This is a genomic window from Candidatus Binataceae bacterium (genome assembly GCA_035508495.1).
In the GTDB taxonomy this organism is placed as follows: domain Bacteria; phylum Desulfobacterota; class Binatia; order Binatales; family Binataceae; genus JASHPB01.
Genome location: DATJMX010000079.1, coordinates 1 through 19891 on the forward strand (window position 1 = coordinate 1; position 19891 = coordinate 19891).

At 59.8% G+C, this 19891-nt stretch carries 16 protein-coding genes; 10 read left to right on the forward strand and 6 right to left on the reverse strand.

Going from position 1 to position 19891, the window contains the following annotated elements; all coding sequences use genetic code 11:
• Positions 1–144: 144 nt before the first annotated feature.
• Positions 145–1110: an alpha/beta hydrolase gene (locus VMA09_23045; GenBank protein HUA36501.1), complete on the reverse strand. Its 966-nt coding sequence runs from the start codon at positions 1108–1110 to the stop codon at positions 145–147.
• A gap of 74 nt (positions 1111–1184) precedes the next feature.
• Between VMA09_23045 and VMA09_23050 the strand changes: the two genes are divergently transcribed.
• The 7 genes from VMA09_23050 (at position 1185) to hypB (ending at position 7427) form a co-directional block, all read left to right on the forward strand.
• Positions 1185–1325, forward strand: coding sequence for a hypothetical protein (locus VMA09_23050; protein ID HUA36502.1), 141 nt, complete (start codon positions 1185–1187; stop codon positions 1323–1325).
• A 66-nt stretch (positions 1326–1391) separates the two neighbouring features.
• Entirely contained in the window at positions 1392–1661 is a 270-nt protein-coding gene (locus tag VMA09_23055) for a HypC/HybG/HupF family hydrogenase formation chaperone (protein HUA36503.1), read from the forward strand.
• Positions 1658–2806, forward strand: a complete 1149-nt coding sequence (gene hypD, locus VMA09_23060; GenBank protein ID HUA36504.1) for a hydrogenase formation protein HypD — start codon at positions 1658–1660, stop codon at positions 2804–2806. The genes VMA09_23055 and hypD overlap by 4 nt, the downstream gene beginning before the upstream one ends.
• 25 nt (positions 2807–2831) lie before the next feature.
• Positions 2832–3890 carry a hydrogenase expression/formation protein HypE gene (gene hypE, locus VMA09_23065; protein ID HUA36505.1) on the forward strand — a complete coding sequence of 353 codons (1059 nt, stop codon included), beginning with the start codon at positions 2832–2834 and terminating at the stop codon, positions 3888–3890.
• Positions 3891–3906: 16 nt separating this feature from the next.
• A complete protein-coding gene (gene hypF / locus VMA09_23070; GenBank protein HUA36506.1) occupies positions 3907–6237 on the forward strand; it encodes a carbamoyltransferase HypF in 2331 nt (776 codons plus the stop codon).
• Positions 6238–6248: 11 nt separating this feature from the next.
• On the forward strand, positions 6249–6578 hold the full coding sequence (gene hypA, locus VMA09_23075) for a hydrogenase maturation nickel metallochaperone HypA (GenBank protein HUA36507.1): 330 nt from the start codon (positions 6249–6251) through the stop codon (positions 6576–6578).
• Positions 6579–7427 (forward strand): hydrogenase nickel incorporation protein HypB, encoded by an 849-nt coding sequence (hypB, locus tag VMA09_23080; GenBank protein HUA36508.1) that lies wholly within the window; start codon positions 6579–6581, stop codon positions 7425–7427.
• On the opposite strand, the gene VMA09_23085 is transcribed toward hypB, so the two are convergent.
• Positions 7428–9029, reverse strand: a complete 1602-nt coding sequence (locus VMA09_23085) for an alpha/beta hydrolase (GenBank protein HUA36509.1) — start codon at positions 9027–9029, stop codon at positions 7428–7430.
• A gap of 452 nt (positions 9030–9481) precedes the next feature.
• On the opposite strand from VMA09_23085, the gene VMA09_23090 reads away from it, so the two are divergent.
• A complete protein-coding gene (locus tag VMA09_23090) occupies positions 9482–11395 on the forward strand; it encodes a hypothetical protein (GenBank protein HUA36510.1) in 1914 nt (637 codons plus the stop codon).
• Positions 11396–11714: 319 nt separating this feature from the next.
• On the opposite strand, the gene VMA09_23095 is transcribed toward VMA09_23090, so the two are convergent.
• Together VMA09_23095 and VMA09_23100 are read right to left on the reverse strand one after the other, a co-directional pair.
• Positions 11715–15365: a hydantoinase B/oxoprolinase family protein gene (locus VMA09_23095; GenBank protein HUA36511.1), complete on the reverse strand. Its 3651-nt coding sequence runs from the start codon at positions 15363–15365 to the stop codon at positions 11715–11717.
• A 73-nt stretch (positions 15366–15438) separates the two neighbouring features.
• On the reverse strand, positions 15439–16332 hold the full coding sequence (locus VMA09_23100) for a sulfurtransferase (GenBank protein ID HUA36512.1): 894 nt from the start codon (positions 16330–16332) through the stop codon (positions 15439–15441).
• A gap of 156 nt (positions 16333–16488) precedes the next feature.
• On the opposite strand from VMA09_23100, the gene VMA09_23105 reads away from it, so the two are divergent.
• Positions 16489–17145: a sulfotransferase gene (locus tag VMA09_23105; GenBank protein ID HUA36513.1), complete on the forward strand. Its 657-nt coding sequence runs from the start codon at positions 16489–16491 to the stop codon at positions 17143–17145.
• A 102-nt stretch (positions 17146–17247) separates the two neighbouring features.
• The gene (locus VMA09_23110) at positions 17248–17853 is read left to right on the forward strand and encodes a histidine phosphatase family protein (protein HUA36514.1); all 606 of its coding nucleotides are present in this window, start codon (positions 17248–17250) and stop codon (positions 17851–17853) included.
• A 19-nt stretch (positions 17854–17872) separates the two neighbouring features.
• On the opposite strand, the gene VMA09_23115 is transcribed toward VMA09_23110, so the two are convergent.
• Positions 17873–18751 carry a flagellin gene (locus VMA09_23115; protein HUA36515.1) on the reverse strand — a complete coding sequence of 293 codons (879 nt, stop codon included), beginning with the start codon at positions 18749–18751 and terminating at the stop codon, positions 17873–17875.
• Positions 18748–19891, reverse strand: a 1144-nt coding sequence (gene flgK, locus VMA09_23120) for a flagellar hook-associated protein FlgK (protein ID HUA36516.1), incomplete at its 5' end; no start/stop codon positions are given. The genes VMA09_23115 and flgK, both read right to left, overlap by 4 nt.

Here is a 19891-nt window from a genome sequence, read left to right on the forward strand (position 1 = left end):
GTTTGCCCCTGGAAGGGGCAAACTTCACCAAATTAGACACAATGGGAAATAGTGTCACCAAAAAAGCGCCCATTTTACTTAGGCTTTTTGCTTTTATTGAAGGGTTCAAATCCCTTCTGCTCCACCACTTTTCTTCCTTCGGTCTTAGCCTCTCAGTTTTCCCTCGAACTCGACGAGTAGTTGAGTAAACAACTTCGGGTCGGTGCCGTGCATCGAATGAGGCATCTGCGGGAACGACCTATAGTCAATCTGTTGGCCCGCGCCAGAGACCAATTCGCAGACGCGCTTGGCCTGCTGATCGGAAGCCGCACCCAATAGAAATCCGCCCTGGGTCTCATCGACATTGCGGAAGTGATGCGTATACAGGACGGGGCATTTGACGCTCGCCAGCATGCGGGCGTGATCGCAGCTTGCGTAAACCGATCCTTCCCAAAAGGCCCGCGCCCATTCCGGATCGTATTCCTTGAGATTTTGCGGGACTTCGCCGCTACCCGAACCTGACATCATCGACATTACATTCGACAACCAGCCCGGTAGCTCCGTTTTGGTGGCTCTCTGCATTGCGGCGAAGTCGCCCACGCTCCACTGATCGCCCAGGTATTTGCTCATAAGCCCAAAGATCGGACCGATGGTCTGGCGGATGGAATGTCCGCAAGCGGGATTGACGTCCGAAGAGAATAGCGGCGGGTCTTCATAAACGGCGCCGCGGATAGTACCGGGCATCGCGTAGGCGGAGAGCCATGCTGCGATCACCCCGCCCGACGAGAGACCGCCGACGACCACGGGCCGCTTAATCGCGAGAGCAATGAACCTCACCATGTCGTTGCCAAAATTGTCGAGGGTATAGCGACCCGGTGTCCGGCTCGATCTTCCCTGCCCGCGCAAGTCAACCGCAAACGCCTCAAAATGCTCGCCGAGCAGGCCCATCGCTTGCTCGTATCCCCACCACGACTCGGTTTGCCCTGGGATAAGTAGGAGCGCCGGCTTGTCTGCAGATCCTGCGACGGCGTAGTTGATCACTGCCTCGCCGGTATCAATGGTTTGTTCTGGAAACGCGTGAGGCACGAAGGTCTCGGCAGGATTGTCTGGGCCGAATCGAAAAGCGCTCATCGTTGGCCTCCTCGTCGCCGGGCGAGCATTAGTGTGCCGGAATACCACCTGTTCTTATCCAATGGAACTCCGTCGTGTTCGACGATCGATTCCGCGTCGCGATCGCACGCCGGCTTGCGAATGAGGCTTTGCCCGCGAAGGTCGAGGTTACGGATTTCGGAATCCGCGCGGCGCTCATCTCACGTATCAGCTACTTGATGGTTGTGACATGCTGATCCGAGTGGATGCCATTCTCGGCGTGGCATTTGCGGAGCGCGAAAGTTAAGGCTGGAGAACGATCGATGTGCCTTGGCATTCCGGGTGAGATCGTGGAGGTCCGCGACGACGACGAATTGCGGATGGGCAAAGTTCGCTTCGGCGGGATCACGCGCGAGGTTTGCCTGGAATATCTCCCGGAAGCGGGTCAAGGCGACTACGTGGTTGTTCACGTAGGCTTCGCGATTTCGAAGATTGATCGCGACGAAGCGCAGCGCACGTACCGCATCCTGGAGGAACTCGGGCAAACCGCCGAGCTTGCTTCGGACCGCGAATCGACGGAGAAGCCGCGATGAAGTATCTGGACGAGTATCGCAACAGTTCGGTCGCTTCGAACCTGGTCCGAAGAATCGCCGCTGAAGTCACACGACCGTGGGTCTTGATGGAAGTATGCGGCGGCCAGACGCATTCAATCGTCCGCTATGGAATCGATCGCATGATTCCCGGCGCAATCGAATTGGTGCACGGTCCAGGCTGCCCGGTCTGCGTCACCTCACTTGAAATGATCGACAAGGCTCACTCGATTGCGAGCCGGCCCGGCGTGATTTTTACCTCCTTCGGTGACATGCTGCGTGTTCCCGGCAGCCGCGGCGACCTGCTGACGCTAAGGAGCCGCGGCGCCGATGTTCGCGTAGTCTATTCACCTCTCGATGCGGTCCGTGTCGCACAGGAAAATCCCGACCAAAAGGTGGTCTTCTTCGGGATCGGATTCGAAACCACTGCGCCGGCGAATGCGATGGCGATATTTCATGCCAAACGGCAGGGCGTAAAAAACTTCTCGATGCTGGTTTCGCATGTGCTGGTGCCGCCAGCGATCGCGGCCATACTGCAGGCGCCCGGAAATCGCGTGCAGGGATTTCTCGGGCCGGGACACGTCTGCGCCGTGATGGGTTATCGCGAATACGAGTCGGTATGCGAGCGCTATCGCGTGCCGATTGTTATCAGCGGGTTCGAGCCGGTCGACTTGCTCGAAGGGATTCTGATGACTGTGCGTCAGCTCGAGGCCGGCCGTGCCGAAGTCGAAAATCAATATTCGCGTGCGGTCAGCAGGATTGGCAATCTGCCCGCGCAAAATCTGATCTCCGAAGTATTCGAGGTCGCCGACCGTCAATGGCGCGGCGTCGGGTCGATTCCTGACTCCGGCTACAAGATCAGCCATGAATACCGCGACCATGACGCAGAGAAAATTTTCGACGTCGATGCGATCGAGACACGCGAATCTTCGACGTGTATCAGTGGGCTGATCCTGCGCGGACTAAAGAAGCCCCTTGATTGTTCGGCGTTCGGAAAGCAGTGCACTCCGCAAAATCCCCTGGGCGCAACGATGGTTTCTGCGGAAGGCGCGTGCGCCGCCTACTACCAATACGGCAGATACCTCGACCCGAGGTCCAATGCACCGTCACGCCCCGTTGCGACCACTCCGCGCGAGACTGGACGATAAACGAGCAGCGCAATGGGTGCGGACGATGTCATCTAACGGTAGCAGCCCTTTCGGGGAATGCCCGCTGCCTGGTGCCGATACCGAGCAGATTACGCTCGGCCACGGGAGCGGCGGAAAACTCACCTCGCAGCTTATCGAGAGGATCATCCTGCCGGCCTTTCGCAATCCGGCTCTCGAAGCGCTCGACGATCAAGCGATCGTGTCGCTCGACGGCGCGCGCCTTGCCTTTACGACTGACTCCTATGTGATCACTCCGATCTTCTTCCCAGGCGGCGACATTGGCGAGCTGGCGGTCAACGGCACGATCAATGACCTGGCGATGGGCGGTGCGCAGCCGCAGGTGCTGTCTCTCGCGTTCATCCTCGAGGAAGGACTGCCAATCTCGGATCTCAAGCGCGTCGTTGATTCGGCGCGACGAGCCGCAGAGCGCGCAGATGTTCGGATAGTGACTGGCGATACCAAGGTTGTTGGCAGAGGCAGCGGCGACAAGGTCTTTATCAACACTTCCGGAATCGGCGTGGTGCCCGCCGGTGTCAATCTGTCATCGCGCAATGTGCGGCCAGGCGATGCGATTCTGCTTTCGGGTCCAATCGGCGATCACGGGGTCGCGATCATGTCGACCCGTCAGGGGCTGGAGTTCGAAGGCGAACTGATGAGCGATACCGCGGCGCTTCATGATCTGGCGGCCACGATGCTGGCAGCCTCGCACGACATTCATGCGATGCGAGATCCCACTCGCGGCGGACTCGCAGCGAGCGTAGCGGAGTTCGCCGCGCGTCAACATGTCGGGATTGAGATCGACGAGAGATCGATCCCAATTCACGATACTGTGCGCGGCGCCTGCGAAATTCTCGGTCTCGATCCGCTGCTGGTCGCAAACGAGGGCAAGCTCATAGCTTTTGTTCCGGAGCAATTCGCCGACAAAGTGGTTGGTGCCATGCGGCGGCATCCGCTGGGACCCGAGGCATGCCGGATTGGAAGCGTCACGGCTGAGCATCCCGGGTTTGTGATTCTTCGCACTCCAATCGGAGGTGATCGCGTGCTCGATCTTCCGTTCGGAGAAGCTTTGCCGCGAATCTGCTGAGGAGACGCAGTTGGAAATGCCCGCGTATGCAGCGCCGCTCGAAAAGCAGGGCAAAGCTTTGCAAACACGCGCGGATACAATCGCGGCGAAGCGTATCCGTGTCGAGGGTATCGTGCAGGGAGTCGGTTTCCGTCCGTTTGTGTGGGCGCTCGCACAGCGGCTCAGGCTGAACGGCTCCGTGGCCAATGACACATCGGGAGTCCTGATTAAGATTGAAGGTAGTCGCGCGAGCCTCGAGGACTTCGTGATGGCGCTGCGCCGTGAGGCGCCGCCGCTGGCAGTGATTGAAAGGATCACCGCGGAATCGATTCCCGCAGAAGGCAGGCAGCGATTCGAAATCCTTGGTAGCGATGCCGCGGGTCAGCGCGAAGCTCTGGTCTGTCCCGATATCTCAACCTGTGACGAGTGTTTGCGCGAGGTGTTCGATCCGAACGATCGTCGTTATCGCTACGCTTTCACGAACTGCACCAATTGCGGGCCGCGCTTCACGATTGTTCGCGGCGTTCCCTACGATCGCGCTCTGACGAGCATGGCCGGATTCAAGATGTGCTCCGCGTGCGAACGTGAATACAACGATCCCGCGGATCGCCGGTTTCATGCACAACCAATCTGCTGTCCGGCATGCGGTCCGAGTTTGCGGCTGTTCGATCGAAGCGGGAATGAAAAGCCGGGCGATCCTATTCGCCGCACCGCGTCGCTGCTGCGCCAGGGCAGGATCGTGGCGATAAAGGGCTTGGGAGGCTACCACCTGGCAGCGCTGGCGAGCGATGAGTCAGCAGTCGCAACGCTGCGCGCGCGCAAGCATCGCGAAGACAAGCCTTTCGCCGTGATGGTTCCGGATCTCGGCGCGGCGCGGCAACTTGCCAGCATAGATCGCGACCAAGCCGAACTCCTGTTGAATTGCCGCCGCCCGATCGTTTTGCTGAGCCGTCACACCAGCACGGCACTCGCCTCTTCGATCTGCCGCGGGAACCAGTTCGTTGGACTGATGCTGCCCTACACGCCGCTGCATCATCTTCTGAGTCGAGAATTGAAAACCCCTTTCGTGCTCACCAGCGGTAACCTGTCGGACGAGCCGATTGCTTTCATTGATAGTGAAGGGCAGCGGCGGCTATCGGCTATCGCCGATTTCCATTTGACGCATGATCGCCCGATCCACATTCGAACCGATGATTCCGTGCTCCGTTCGATACGCGGCCGGACGCTGCCGATTCGACGCTCGCGCGGATATGCTCCGGAACCTTTGACGCTGCCATGGGAGATTCGGCGGCCAATCCTCGGATGTGGCGCCGAACTTAAGAATACATTTTGCCTGGCGAAGGGAAGATATGCGTTTCTCTCACATCATATTGGCGATCTGGAGAACTTCGAAACCTTCGAATCCTTCATCACCGGTATTAGCCATTTCAAAAACCTTTTCGATATAAAGCCCGCGCTCGTCGCCTGCGATCTACATCCCAACTACCTGTCGACTAAGTATGCGCGCGAGCTTCCCGACGTAACGCTCGAGGCTGTGCAACATCATCATGCGCACATCGCGTCGTGTCTCGCCGACAACGCAGAGACTGGTCCGGTAATTGGGGTGGCCTTCGACGGACTCGGTTATGGAACCGATGGAACGCTTTGGGGCAGTGAATTCCTGATTGCAGACCTCGAGAAGTATGAGCGAGCCGCGCACTTCGAACGGTTACCGATGCCAGGCGGGACAGCGGCGATCAGGCAGCCATGGCGAATGGCCGCCGCATATCTCGATGCGGCGTATGGCGACGATCTGCCGATGGCGCTGGGTGTAGTCGAGCGCAATCGAGCGAATTGGAAGAACATCGTCAACCTTGGCCGCGGCCGCATCAACTCGCCATCGACCAGTAGTGCCGGCCGGCTCTTCGATGCCGTCGCATCCATTCTCGGTATTCGAGATTCAGTCAACTACGAAGGGCAAGCCGCGGTAGAACTCGAACAGCTAGCCTCGCGTTCAGAAAGATCTCACTATGCGGTCCGAATCAACTTGGCGGACGTAATTACTATTCGCTCCACTGACATAATCCGTGCGCTCGTCGATGATCTGAAACAAGGCGCATCGATCGAGGTGATGGCGGCGCGATTTCATAACGCTGTGGCGCGAATCGTCGTCGACACGTGCAGTGCGATTCGTGATCGAACCGGAATCAATGTTGTTGCTCTCAGCGGCGGGGTATTCCAGAACCTGTTGTTACTGACGCAGACGCTCGATGGTCTCGAACAATCCTCGTTTCGCGTCCTGACCCACTCTCGCGTTCCAGCCAACGACGGCGGAATCAGCCTGGGCCAGGTGGTCGTAGCCGCTGCGCGACAGCAGATCTTCGAGTAAAAGGATTCGCGATGCACGAACTCGCGCTCACCGAGACCATCATTGCCACAGTCGCGGAACGGGTCGAAGGCGCCAGGGTGACACGAGTCGTCTTACATATCGGCAAGCTATCCGGGGTCGTACCGGAGGCGCTGCAATTTTGCTTCGACGTATGCGCGGCGGGCACGGCGCTTCAGGGTGCATCTTTGGAAATCATCGAAATTCCCGGACGCGCGACTTGCCTGAGTTGTCAATCTGAGATCGAATTATCCGACATTATCGGACTCTGTTCCTGCGGGAGCGCGAACTTGAAGATGCTCAGCGGCAATGAACTGAGAGTCAAAGAAGTCGAGGTGCTCTAAATGTGTTCGACATGCGGATGTTCCGATGAAGCGCACATCACGATCACGGATGTGAAAGCCCCCCGCGAGCTGCGCGATTATGACCCGACTCGCGCGCATCATCATTCCGGCGACCAACATCGGCATGGCGATCACGATCATGATCTTCACGTGCAGGCAGATCAGCACAGTAAGCCGGATCAATCATCATCAGGAGGACGGCTGATTCGCCTCGAGCACGACTTACTTGAGAAAAATAACCGGCTGGCCGAGCGAAACCGCTTATGGTTCGAAGGGCGCGAGATCTGTGCAGTGAACCTCATGAGTTCCCCTGGAGCGGGCAAGACAACTCTTCTCGAGCGAACCATCGGAGAGCTCGGAGCCGAATATCAAATCTCAGTTATCGAAGGCGATCAGGCGACCACTCGAGACGCCGAGCGCATCGATGCGGCGGGATGCCGCGTAATCCAGGTAAATACCGGAAATGGGTGTCACCTGGATTCCGCGATGGTCGCTGAGGCACTCCGGAAACTGGATCCTCCGGCGCACTCGCTGGTGATGATCGAGAATGTCGGCAATCTTGTATGTCCGGCGCTATTTGACCTTGGTGAGCGAAAGAAAGTGGTTATCATGTCGGTCACTGAAGGCGAGGACAAGCCGCTAAAGTATCCCCATATGTTTCGTGCCGCCGATCTAATGATACTTAACAAAGTTGACCTGCTGCCCCATATTTCATTTTCGGTCGAGCACTGCATCGACTACGCGAGAAAGGTGAAGCCACTAATCAAGATCATCGCGACATCAGCGACCAAAGAAACGGGTCTGGATGAATGGTGCTCATGGCTACGTACTGAGATTTCAAAGTTGTAGTCAGACTTCGAACAGTGTCGATGGATCGAGGTCGCGCTGATAGACGCAGGTGACTCCCAGTCTGATACTCAGAGTCAGTGCATTAGCTATAACAGGATCGTAGCTGCGGATCTTTTCGATCGTTCGCCGCACAGCGCGCGATACGTTGACCCGCGCCCGATGCATCTCGGAAGCGGATCGGCGGTTGCGGCCGCCGAGTCCAACCGCGCGCGCGAGCTCGCGCGAGATAAACTCGAGCTCGCGCTCGATACTCGCTGCGCGCCGCTCGTTTGCCGCGCTTTTCGCTTCTTCCAGCTCATCCGCGAGCTCACGCTGCCGGCGGCGATACTCCTTCTGTGCACGCGCATCGAGCATCGGCCCCGCATCGCCCGGCCCGCCTTCGCGCAGCCCCGCCTGGGCCAATTCTTCGAGGCCGGGTTCATGCATGATCGCGTAAGCGTCTCGTGACTGGATGCGCGCCTCCAGTTCAGTCGCGGCAAATTCGCGATTCGGATAGCGCAACAGTTGAACCAGGTGATTCAGTCCTCGGCTGTCTTTGATTCGGAACACATCGTCCGTCGATTCGATCGTCCAGTAATCTCCCTCGCGTCGCACGATGACGTGACGGGCGGAACTGGAGCGAGACGCAGAAGAGCCGTTCCACGAGCCAACGACGTTGAGCAATGAATCGTCCGAGGGCATTCGCGCAGGGGATGAACCGTTTTGCGCCGGCCTCGTCGCGGCGGAGGCCAGCAGGGTGTTCCTCGCGCCGTTCGCGCCGTTGGTCTTTGCGGTGGCATTGTCATTGAGCGGCTGGTCGCCGATCGCGCGCACGATCGCCGCGACCAGCGAATCGACGTTGCCCAAAAAAGGAAAATGCGAGGTACCCTCGAGCGGCACGAAGTGGCTGCCAGGAATACGGCGCGCCATTTCACGGCTATCCACGTAGGGGCACACGGGATCATGCGCGCGATGAATTACCGTGACCGGCACCTTGAGCTGAGCCAGAAGCTCGGTGACATCGTGTTGAAGGCTCGCATCTGTCAGCTTCATCGCGTTGTCGCCGCTAAACGCTCGTGTCATCAGCGACGAGAGCGCGTCGTATGTTGCTCCATCCGCTTCGGGCGCCCAGATGTTGGCGACAAGGCGCGAGGCGAGGGCCCAGTGATCCAGTATCAGGCCGCGCACCGGCTCGGGTATTCCGGCGGCGCGGATTGCGTCTTTGCCGTTGGCGTAAGTTCCGCAGAGCACCAGGCTGGTTATCTGTTCAGGATGCAACGCGGCATAGGAGACGGCCGTTGGACCGCCCACGTCGAAGCCAAAGAGCGAAAACCGCTCCAGACCGAGAGTCTGGATCAGTTGCGTAAGGATCCGCAGCTCCGACTCGATTGAAAAATCGGGACGTTCCCAGTCGGAAAGGCCGGTTCCCAGCGAGTCGTAACGGATCAGCGAGAGCTTGCTTCCGAGGGCTTCGTAGAAGCGCTTAACCGGACGAACGCCCCATTCGAATGTGAGGTGCCCGATTCGAGGGCCTGCCTGCACCAGCGCCGGTCCCTCGCCGATTATGGAATATGCTATTCGAGCGCCACTCCTGGAATGGAAATAGCCGATCTGCTGATCCATCAAAAAACTACTTCATGCTATGTCCGCCGAAGGTACTAAAGACTGCTGCTACGCCTGCGAATGTACCGGAATGACATAGCGCGATCCAATCGCTGAATTTGTCTATAAGGACCGTACAAAAAGCCAGTTAGCGTTTCTAATTCTGCATATCGAAGCTTCTTTTAAATCTGCAGGTTGACCCAGGTCTTACTACAGCAAAGACGGTGAACTTCGGCCTTTGGTTTCCCCGGCAGTCTGAACTCGCCTTTAACTTTGTTTATGATTCGGCATGATCCATCAAATTGATCGCATCCGATCCACGTCATGGTTCGCCTTCGTCTTTGGGAGCATGTCCTTGATGCTCCTGCATGCGTTTCTGCTTCCGAAATCGGTCGGGGTGGGGCTACGCGCATGCAGCTTGGAACAAGGCCTGGCGCCTAAAGCTGAATGCGGGCGCCGTGGGGAGGAGACAAATGGCAAAGGGTTACGGAGCGCAGTGGGGCGCGCGATCCCGATTCTTGGGTATCGCCGCCATTGCCACAGCAGCGGTTTTGTGGTCGTCGACCGCCAAGGCAACTATAACGCAAGGCGATTTTTCGGTCTTCGGTTTTTTTGAAACCCGCGAGGGCGGACAGTGGGGCGAAGGCAGCTCCGCCAACAATGGAACGCAAAGCACTTTCGTAACCGGTCCTGGCGGCACCGTCTCGGTAATACCCGGCGTTGCGGCGACGGAGACTGGCGGCAGCTTCGACTTCAACCATTGGGATCTGAACGAGATGCGGCAACTCGCCGACATCCGTCCCGATTACCACATGGTCAAGAACTATAAGCTGCTCGGCCGCTTCGACACGTTGATTCTGAAGGACGCCGACTTCTTCGCTTTCTATCGGCCCTGGTACGACGCCGAAGGAACGTTGAAGAACAAGGGTACCGCGGAGACCAATCGCGACTTCAGCAACTACACGCACTCGGAACTCCAGCAGGAATATTTCAAGAACGACCTGCGCGAATACTATGCGCAGCTCAATTTCACCGATAATTTCTCCGCCCGTATCGGCAAGCAGCAAATCATCTGGTCGGAAGCTGACGCGCTGTCAGGTACCGAAGTTACCAACATCGTCAATGCCACCTGGCACGGTGTTTATGGTGCGGAATCGCCCGAAGACCAGCGCACCAACGTGCAGATGATCAAGTTCAACTACATCCTGCCCGACTTCCTGAAGACGGCGAATAACGAAGTTGAAGCATTCATCATCCCGGGCGATCTCCAGGCGCAGAACGGTCCTGCAATTAACGTTCAAGAAGACTCCCGCAACCCCTGGGTCGTGCCATCGACGCTGACGCTGGGCGGCACGCTCTACAATCAGAACGGCCAGCCCTATCGCGCTCAGTATCTCGGCAACGCCAACCTCGGCTACGCCGGCTCGGGTGGCGGCGGCATGCTGTTGTTTCCCGGCTTTAACTTCGTCGACCTCGCGACCGATACGGGCAATCCGTATCTGAACATGAGCAAGATGCCGAGCCGTTCGCTGGAGAACAGCGAGTTCGGCTTCCGCGCCTCTTCGCTGCTGCCGATCGGTGACGGTCTCCAGGCGAGTTTCATCTACCTGTACGAGTATCGCGACGATAACCTCAACGTTAACTGCGGGAGCTGCACAGCCACGCAGGCGGTCCAGGCTCTAGGCGCGAACGCCGCGGGTATCAACCCGGCCACGGTTATCAAAATTGCTCCGGGCGAGTTCTATATTCCTGGGGCCTACCAGTTCGGCCAGCCGCTGCCCGGTGTGCCGAAATCGGGTACCTTCGCGGTCACTTCAGAGACCGACTGGCGCCGCAACAATTTCTTCGGCTTGACCGGTACATACTACGACAAGGCGCTGACCGACATCGTGTACCGTTATGACGTCCTGTGGGAACCGAGCTACGGCGACGTAGGAACCACGACGAGCCCGTTGGGCTCGGTCAATTCGGAGCGCGCGCGCTTCATCATCGCCGGCGACCGTCCGACCTACATCCCCTGGATCTCGAAGCAGCACACGTTCCTGACCGCGCAGTATGTCAACACCTGGTTCCCGGATCGTCCGACCAACGCGACCGCGTTTCCGACCGGGGGCAAGTTGCGCGAAGATGGGAACTTCTTCTTCCTATCGGCCGTCAACTGGCTGATGAACGGTCAGCTCACGTCGGGCAACGTGTTCCAGTGGGACATCGACGATAACGTCGGCGCGCTCGCATCGAGCAACACCTACCGTTACTCGCGCAATGTGCTGATGGGCGCGAATACGATCTGGTTCCTCGGCCGCAGCGGTCGTAACACGGACCCGTTCCTGTACAGCCGTTCGCAGCGCACGAACCTGCTCGAGTTCACGCTGACCTACGAAATCTGATGGAGCAGGGTGGCCGGTTCAAACCGGTCACCCGCTTCACGCTTCGTCACGGATGGATCGAGATCTGATCAAACAAATGGAACGCCTTTCAGGATGTAAAGGGATCGAGGTTCGCCTCCGCGAGATTCCCGGGGTTCTTCTCGCAGCCCCGAGTCGCGGACCGCAATTCCCATTCAGCAGCGGTTCAGAACCTCGTTCCGGGCCCGGATAGACAAACCCTACGAACACCTATCCTGGTCTAATCGAGGGCGGTTGCGGCACCCCCCACAACCGCCCTCATCTCTCTCCCGCGGTCCTTGCTCACAAATTGTGGCGTTTCTCATTCGGCGCTGCCATACCCGCCGCCGCCGGGCGTCTCGATGACAAAGACATCACCCGGCTGCATCGATACCGACCCGATATACGAAAGTTCTTCGCGGCTGCCACCGCTGCGCTCGATCCAGTTGCGGCCCGAATCCCCGGATTCGCCGCCGGCCATACCGAATGGTGCGGTTGAGCGGTTATTGGCGAGAATCGACGCGGTCATCGGCTCGAGGAATCGGATTCGCCGCGTTCCGCCGTTGCCGCCCCGCCATCGCCCACCACCTCCCGACCCGTCACGGATCGCATAACTCTCGAGGCGCACTGGGAAGCGGAACTCGAGTATTTCGGGATCCGTCAGCCGTGAATTCGTCATATGCGTTTGCACGACGTCGGTGCCGGGGAAGCCGCTATCCGGATCCTGCGGGTCGGCCAGTCCGGCACCGGAGCCACCGGCGATCGTTTCGTAGTATTGATATCGATCGTTGCCGAACGTGAAGTTATTCATCGTGCCCTGTGCCGAAGCCATCACGCCGAGCGCGCCATAGAGGGCATTGGTGATACACGACGACGTTTCGACATTGCCGGCCACGACGGCGGCCGGATAATCCGGACTCAACATCGAGCCTGGCGGGATAACGATCTCGAGCGGCTTAAGACATCCGCCGTTCAGCGGGATCGCGTCGTCCACCAGCGTGCGGAACACGTAGAGGACGGCGGCCACGCTTACCGCGCTCGGCGCGTTGAAGTTATTCGATAGCTGCGGCGAGGTGCCGGTGAAGTCGATGGTAGCGGCGCGGCGCTCGCGATCGACGCGAATCTTCACGCGGATCACTGCTCCGTTGTCGAGCGGCAGGTCGTAAGCGCCGTCGCGCAGCCGTGTGATCACGCGCCGCACCGATTCCTCAGCGTTCGCCTGCACATGGCGCATGTAGGCCTGCACGACGGCGAGCCCGAAATGCTCGACCATCTTGAGCAGCTCCTCGCGCCCCTTCTCGTTGGCTGCGACCTGCGCACGCAGGTCGGCGACATTCTGCGCCGGATTGCGAGCAGGATGCAGTCCGCCAGTCAGCAACCGCGTCAGCTCGTCCTCGTGTATGCGGCCAGGCCGATCGACGCCCTGCCCCTCGATCAGCCGGAAGTTGATGAAGCGCACCCCTTCGTCATCGAGCGAGCGCGAGAACGGCGGCATCGAGCCCGGAGTGATTCCGCCGATGTCGGCATGATGCCCGCGCGAGCCAACATAGAACAGGATCTCGCGGCCCGCGCGATCAAATACGGGCGTGATAACGGTAACGTCCGGCAGATGCGTGCCGCCGTGGTACGGGTCGTTGATTACGAACGCATCGCCGGCGAACATGCGGCCCGCATTCTCCCGCATCACGGTTTTGATCGACTCGCTCATGCTACCGAGATGAACCGGCATGTGCGGCGCGTTCGCGATCAGGTTGCCTTCAGCGTTGAACAACGCGCACGAGAAATCGAGCCGCTCCTTGATATTCACCGAGTAGGCGGTGTTCTGGAGCCGTAGCCCCATCTGCTCCGCAATCGACATAAACAGGTTGTTAAAGACTTCGAGCATCACGGGGTCGACACTCGTGCCGATTGCGCGCCGCGCGGTTCGCGGCACTACGCGCCGCAATACCAGATGGTCGAGCACCGTGACCTCGGCTTGCCATCCGGGCTCGACGACAGTGGTCGCGTTCGCTTCGGCGATGATCGCGGGACCATCGATACGATCTCCGGGCCGCGTATCATCGCGACGGAAAAGCGGCGTGGCATTCCATCTGCCATCGAAGTACGCCTGCACGGTGGCCGCCGCCCGCAGATCGCCCGAGCGCGGCGGCCGCTCGGCGACCCATGCCTCGGACGTCGCGTCGCCACCGCCCCTAGCCTCGACCGATATCGTCTCAACGATGAGCCGGCGATCGCGCATCAAAAACGAAAAGCGCTGCCGATAGTCGGCCTCGAACTGCGCGCGCATCGCCTCGATCGCTCCGAAGGTCACCGGCAGTGAAGTGTCGGTTCCTTCATATTTCAGATGGATGCGGCGCATCAGCCAAATCTGATCCTGCCGCACACCCTGCTCCACGAGCGCGGATTCGGCCCGCTCCGCCACCGTGTCAAGCTGGGTGCGAAGCTCCGCCTCCGTTTCCGGCGCGAGCGGACGCTCGATCGTGACCTCGCGCATCGCCGCTTGCTCGGCCAGTCCCATACCGTATGCGGAGAGCACTCCAGCCAGCGGATGCGCGAGCACCGTCGTCATCCCGAGCGCGTCAGCCACGGCACAAGCATGCTGGCCGCCGGCACCGCCGAACACTGCGAGCGTGTACTTCGTGACATCGTGTCCACGCTGCACCGAAATTCGCTTGATCGCCTCGGCCATGTTGCCGACGGCGATCTCGATGAACCCGGCCGCCACCTGCTCCGGCGCCTGCGCTCGCCCAGTCGAATGCGCGATCTGTTGCGCCAACGCGGAGAAGCGCTGCACGACGATCGCGCGGTCGAGCGCCTCGTCGCCGCGCGGTCCAAAGACGTGTGGGAAGAATTCCGGCTGCACTCGGCCCACCATTACGTTCGCGTCGGTGATCGCGAGCGGGCCGCCGCGCCGATAGCAGGCCGGGCCGGGATTAGCTCCTGCTGAGTCGGGACCGACGCGAAGCCGCGCGCCATCGAAATGCAGAATCGAGCCGCCACCGGCGGCTACCGTGTGGATGCTCATCATCGGCGCGCGCATCCGCACTCCCGCCACCAGCGTTTCGAATTCGCGCTCGTATTCGCCTGCGTAGTGCGAGACGTCGGTCGATGTGCCGCCCATGTCGAAGCCGATAACGCGGTCGAAACCGGCCTGACTGCTGGTGCGGGCCATGCCGACGATACCGCCCGCCGGTCCGGAGAGGATCGCGTCCTTGCCCTGGAAGCGCCACGCGTCGGTCAGCCCGCCGTTGCTTTGCATGAAGAGAAGCTCGGTTTGCGGAATCTCCGACGCTACCTGCTCGACGTAGCGGCGCAGGATCGGCGAGAGATACGCATCAACGACGGTGGTGTCGCCGCGCGCGACGAGCTTCATTAGCGGACTGACTTCGTGCGAGACCGAAACTTGCGTGAAGCCGATCGCGCGCGCGAGCTCCGCGGCGGCGCGCTCGTGCGCCGTATGCCGATAGCCGTGCATCAGCACGATCGCGCACGCGCGCAGCCCGTCATCGAACGCGGCGCGCAGCCCCGCCTCGAGCGCTGCCTGGTCGAGCGGCCGGACGATCTCGCCATGCGCTCCGATCCGTTCATCCGCTTCGATGACCCGCGCATACAGCAGCTCGGGCAGCACGATATGGCGATCGAAGATGCGTGGCCGATTCTGATACCCGATCCGCAACGCATCGCCGAAGCCCTGCGTGATCACGAGCACGGTTCGCTCGCCCTGGCGCTCGAGGAGCGCGTTGGTGGCGACCGTCGTGCCCATCTTCACGGCGCCGATTTGGTCAGCCGGAATCGGCGCGCCCGGCGGCACGCCCAGCAGATAGCGGATACCGGCGACCGCCGCATCGCGATACTGCTCGGGGTTATCCGACAGCAGTTTATGCGTGACCAGCGTCCCGTCCGGCCGGCGCGCGACGATATCGGTGAACGTGCCGCCGCGATCGATCCAGAATTCCCACTGTCCGTTCGCCACGCTCCATCTCCTTGATCGATGCTCGCACACCGGCCACGGAGCTCTCAACGGACCTTGGGGAATTGTGAAGCTGTCAGTCGGTTTCCAACGGCAGTGTTTTGTCGTTAGCCCACTCGCTCATCGAGGCGTCATACAGACTGAGATTCTCGAAGCCCAACTGATGCAGGACGAATAGGTCGAGGCTGGCGGCGATTCCGCCGCCGCAGTAGCAAATCACGTTCTTGGATTTTTCCACGCCCGCGGCTTTGAACTTCGCCGCAATCTCATCGAGGGGCGCCAGCGCCCTGCTTTGACGATCGATCAGAGCCGCATACGGAACATTGACACTCCCCGGAACCCTTCCGGGGCGGCCATAGTGCGCAGGACCTTTGCCGCTGTGCATCTCGGCGGGCAGCGCGTTGATCGTAACGGTGTTGGGTTCGTCAATGGCCGCTCGGACTCGTTCCTTGCCGACGAACATCCCGGCGGCAGGGCGCGCGGTGAATTGCGCGGGCGCATAGCGGCAAGGCTCCGACGAAACCGGCCGGCCTTCGGCCTTCCACTTTTCCCATCCGCCATCGAGTACCGCCACGTTCTTGAATCCGAACTCGCGAAGCATCCACCACACCCGCGTCGCCCACATCATTGCGCCGGCGCTATACAGGATGACTTTCGATCCGTCGCCTACGCCGTGGCGCGACATCGCCGCCGCGAATTGCTCCGCGCTCGGAAGCATGAAGCGCAGCTTCACGCTGTTGTCCGACAACTCGCCCTGCAAATCCAGAAAGCCCGCACCGGGAATGTGCGCGACGTCGTAGTCGGCGCGCCCGCTGACGATCGCATAGGGCGCGTTCGTCCCGGCCTCGGCCTGACGCAGATGAGTCGTGCAATCGAAGATCCGGAGCTCCGGATCGCCCAGGTGAGCGGCGAGCCATTCGGACTGCACCAATGCGTCAGGATCATGAAGTGCGATTTTCGGTTTGTCCATTTTCGTTGCTCCGGAGCTCAATCGATTTTCGGACTACGCGCGAGTATCGCTCGCTCTGCGCTTGATTGTCTATCGAACTCCGCGAAGGGGATTGTCCTGCCGATACTGCGATTGCTATGGCTGAATTCGTACGAGTCATCCGCCGGAGAATCGCACATGCCGCTCAGAGTAATCGGTGCCGGATTCGGCCGCACGGGTACGCTGTCACTCAAGTATGCGCTCGAGAAGCTCGGCTTCAGCCCCTGCTATCACATGATGGAAGTATTTCCGCGCCCCCATCACGTCGCGGCCTGGCACGCGGTCGCCTTCGGCCAGGAAATCGATTGGGATTCGATGTTCGAGGATTTCAGCGCCGCGGTGGATTGGCCGGCGGCGCGCTATTGGCGCGAGCTGGCCTCGCACTTTCCCGATGCCAAAGTGATCCTGTCATTGCGCAGCGCGGACTCGTGGTACAAGAGCATGACCGAAACGATCTACCAACCCATGAAAAATCCGGCCCGCGGCGATGCGCCGCCGCTCGTCAAGCTGCAGAACGAAATGGTGCGCAAGGCGATCCTGAGCGACACTTTCGAAGATCGCTTCGAAGATCGCGATCATGCAATCAATGTTTTTCATCGCCACAACCAACAAGTGCGCGATGCGATCGATCCGGCGCAGCTCCTGGTGTTCGAAGCGCGCCACGGATGGGAGCCTTTGTGCAACTTTCTCGAGGTTGCGGTTCCGGCCGAGCCGTATCCGCACGTCAATGACACTGCATCGACGCAGGCGATGATTCAGAAAATGCGCGCCGCGGCGAGACGGCCGCCATCCTGAGTCGAGTTGCGCAACCTCCGGTTGATCGTGGCATCAAGCTTCGCTTGCGATCAGAATATTCAGTTGGGCGCGCACAGCGCTCAATCACAACAGGACACGGTTATGGGGAAATTAGTATTGGTGCGTCATGGCGAGAGTGAAGGAAATGTCACGCGCATCTTCACCACGACGCCGATCACGCTGCCGCTGACGGAGCTCGGCCGGCGTCAGGCTCGCGCGGCCGCGGATCTTGTGCAATCGATCTCGAACCCGCGCATCGTGATCGCGAGCCCGTACGTTCGCGCGCGCGACACCGGCGCGATCATCGCCGAGGCGCTTGGGCTGCCTTTCGAGATCCGCGCTGGACTCCACGAGCGCGAAACCGGCGAGTTCGCGGGCAAGCCGTACGAATCCATCTTCGAAGCCGAAGGTTACGACCACGCACGGCCATGGACCTGGATTCCGCCCGGCGGCGAATCTTACGAGCATGTGCGCGATCGCGTCGGACCGATTCTCGATGAGCTGGCCGCGCGCTTTCCTGATGACGACGTGGTGGTCGTCAGCCATGGCGGCGTGATGGTCTCGATGTGGGCATATATGACCGGCCGCTGGGACGACGCGCATGTGCCGCCCAATTGCGGAATCGTCCTCGTCGAGCATCGCGCGGGCAAATTTCTCAAGCCGCAGGTGATCGGAAGCCAGGAGTCGCAACGGCACGCCGGCGGCTAGTATCGATACCGTAATCGCATCAGGCCAGGATATTGAGCAGCGGAATCTTGCCGAGCGTCGAACCGAGCTGCACCAGCGCTTGCTGCTGGAGCGTCGTTTCCTGCTCCTGCATCGCTTCCTGGGCCACGTCGGCATCAACGAGGTTCGATTCGGTTGTTTGATACGTGACGATCTTGTTGTTCGAATTGGTCACCACGTTCGACAATGTATCCAGATTCGACCCGATCGAACTGCGCGTCTCGGCTAAGGTCTGAAGCGCCGTTTGAAGTTGCGGCAGCGTCGCCGACACGCCGGCATGGTTTCCGCTGTTCAGATTGCTGACCAGCGAAGTGAGCGCGCTGATAAGGCCATTGGTATTGTCGCCGAAAACCGACTGGCCGTCGAAGCTCATCTGAACCTGGGTGCCGTCACTGAACGTAACCGAGTTGGTAGCGCTGTCACCCGCATAAGTGCCGGTCGCATTGTATGGAGGCGTTAGCACCTGGCTTCCGGCGAACAGATAGGCGCCCTCATATTGAGTATTTCCAGCGCCGATCACCTGGGTCAAAATTGATTGCGCCTGCGTCGCAAGCGTTTGCATCTGGGCCGTGGATAAGCTGCCGTCCGCACCCTGTGTTGCAGTCGCCGAGGCCGCATCGATCTCGTTAGTAACCGTCGCAAGTGTGTTGTCGAGAGTAGTCAGACGCCCCTGGCTCTGTTGCGCGAGCGAGAGATCGTTGTTTACCGCCGATTGCTGAGTGGTGAGCAACTGCGCGCCGGCGTATGCGACCGGATTATCCGAAGGCTCGATCACACTCTTGCCGGTCCCCAGCTGCTGTTCCACAGTCTGGATATTCGACAGTGTATCATCCAGCGACGATGAGAGCTGACTGAAAAGTGAAATATCCGGAATACTCACTGATTAAGCTCCTGGATAAGGAACGTGGTCATATCATTGGCTGCCTGCACGGCGCGGCCGGTCGCTTGCAACATGTTCTGATACTCAACCAGATTAGTCAGTTGATCGTTGATCGATACGCCGGTGATCGAGCCCTTCAGCGACGTGAGCGACTGCAACGACGACGAGGCCTGTTGCTCGCTGTTGGTCGCGTTCTGCACGGTGATGCCGAAGTTGCTTTCGATCTGCGTATACGCCTGACCTAGAGTCTGGTTAGGAAATGATCCAATCAGGTTCGGATTGTTGGCCAAGGCGGCCAGCGCGGTCGCATTCGAGCCGTCACCCGGAACACCGGCGGCGCTCGCAGCCGCCGGCAGGTTCTGAACGGTAAGCGCGGGATTGATCGCGATTGGATTGTTGGCGCCGCCAACCACGAAAATCGCATTGTTCGTCGATCCGTCAAGGCCAAAACCGGCCTGGCTCTGCTGATTGAACGCATCCGCCGCGGCAGTCGCAAAGTTATTTACCTGGCTCATCAGGTTGGTCACCGCCGAAGCGCCGGCGAGGACGCCTCCAATTTGCCCACCCACCTGATCCATCTGAATCGGCAGGGTCCCAGCGGGTAAACTAACCTGCAGTTGAATCGAGGTCCCGGCGCCGGTTGTCGACAGCGGCAGCGCGTTGCCGCCCTCGACCAGCGGAACGCCGCCGACCGAAACGTTGCCATTCGAATCCGCGCCCGCGCCGATAAGAGTGGCCAGCTGGTTAACCAGACCGTCGCGTTGATCCTGGAGCGCGGCCGCCGCTTGGTCGCCGGCCTGTGCCGCTCCGATCTGGCCATTAAGCGTCGCGATCTGTCCGCTGATCTCGTTGACCTGTTGGACGAGAGTCGGCAACTGCGAAAGCTCGTTGCTGGCGGTACTTTGAAGGCTCGTCGATGTTGATTGCGCCAGCTGGGCAAAATTGGAGGCCGCATTGATGACGGTCGCGCGGACCGTGGGATCCTGTGGCGTCGCTGACAGATTGGTAAATGCGTTGAACAGGCTTTGCAGCGATGAAGTCAGATCATTTCCCGAAGTTGGCGCGATAATTTGCTGCGCCAGGGTCGTGACCTGTGAGAGCGACTGGTTATAACTCTGAGTCGCTTGAGTAGTATTTATC

Excerpts from the sequence above, each read along its gene's own strand:
- VMA09_23055 (HUA36503.1), top strand. The coding sequence starts at position 1,392 with ATGTGCCTTGGCATTCCGGGTGAGATCGTGGAGGTCCGCGACGACGAC.
- VMA09_23100 (HUA36512.1), bottom strand. The coding sequence starts at position 16,332 with ATGGACAAACCGAAAATCGCACTTCATGATCCTGACGCATTGGTGCAG.
- hypD (HUA36504.1), top strand. The coding sequence starts at position 1,658 with ATGAAGTATCTGGACGAGTATCGCAACAGTTCGGTCGCTTCGAACCTG.
- hypA (HUA36507.1), top strand. The coding sequence starts at position 6,249 with ATGCACGAACTCGCGCTCACCGAGACCATCATTGCCACAGTCGCGGAA.
- VMA09_23105 (HUA36513.1), top strand. The coding sequence starts at position 16,489 with ATGCCGCTCAGAGTAATCGGTGCCGGATTCGGCCGCACGGGTACGCTG.
- hypF (HUA36506.1), top strand. The coding sequence starts at position 3,907 with ATGCCCGCGTATGCAGCGCCGCTCGAAAAGCAGGGCAAAGCTTTGCAA.
- VMA09_23110 (HUA36514.1), top strand. The coding sequence starts at position 17,248 with ATGGGGAAATTAGTATTGGTGCGTCATGGCGAGAGTGAAGGAAATGTC.
- hypE (HUA36505.1), top strand. The coding sequence starts at position 2,832 with ATGTCATCTAACGGTAGCAGCCCTTTCGGGGAATGCCCGCTGCCTGGT.
- VMA09_23090 (HUA36510.1), top strand. The coding sequence starts at position 9,482 with ATGGCAAAGGGTTACGGAGCGCAGTGGGGCGCGCGATCCCGATTCTTG.
- VMA09_23045 (HUA36501.1), bottom strand. The coding sequence starts at position 1,110 with ATGAGCGCTTTTCGATTCGGCCCAGACAATCCTGCCGAGACCTTCGTG.
- VMA09_23085 (HUA36509.1), bottom strand. The coding sequence starts at position 9,029 with ATGGATCAGCAGATCGGCTATTTCCATTCCAGGAGTGGCGCTCGAATA.
- hypB (HUA36508.1), top strand. The coding sequence starts at position 6,579 with ATGTGTTCGACATGCGGATGTTCCGATGAAGCGCACATCACGATCACG.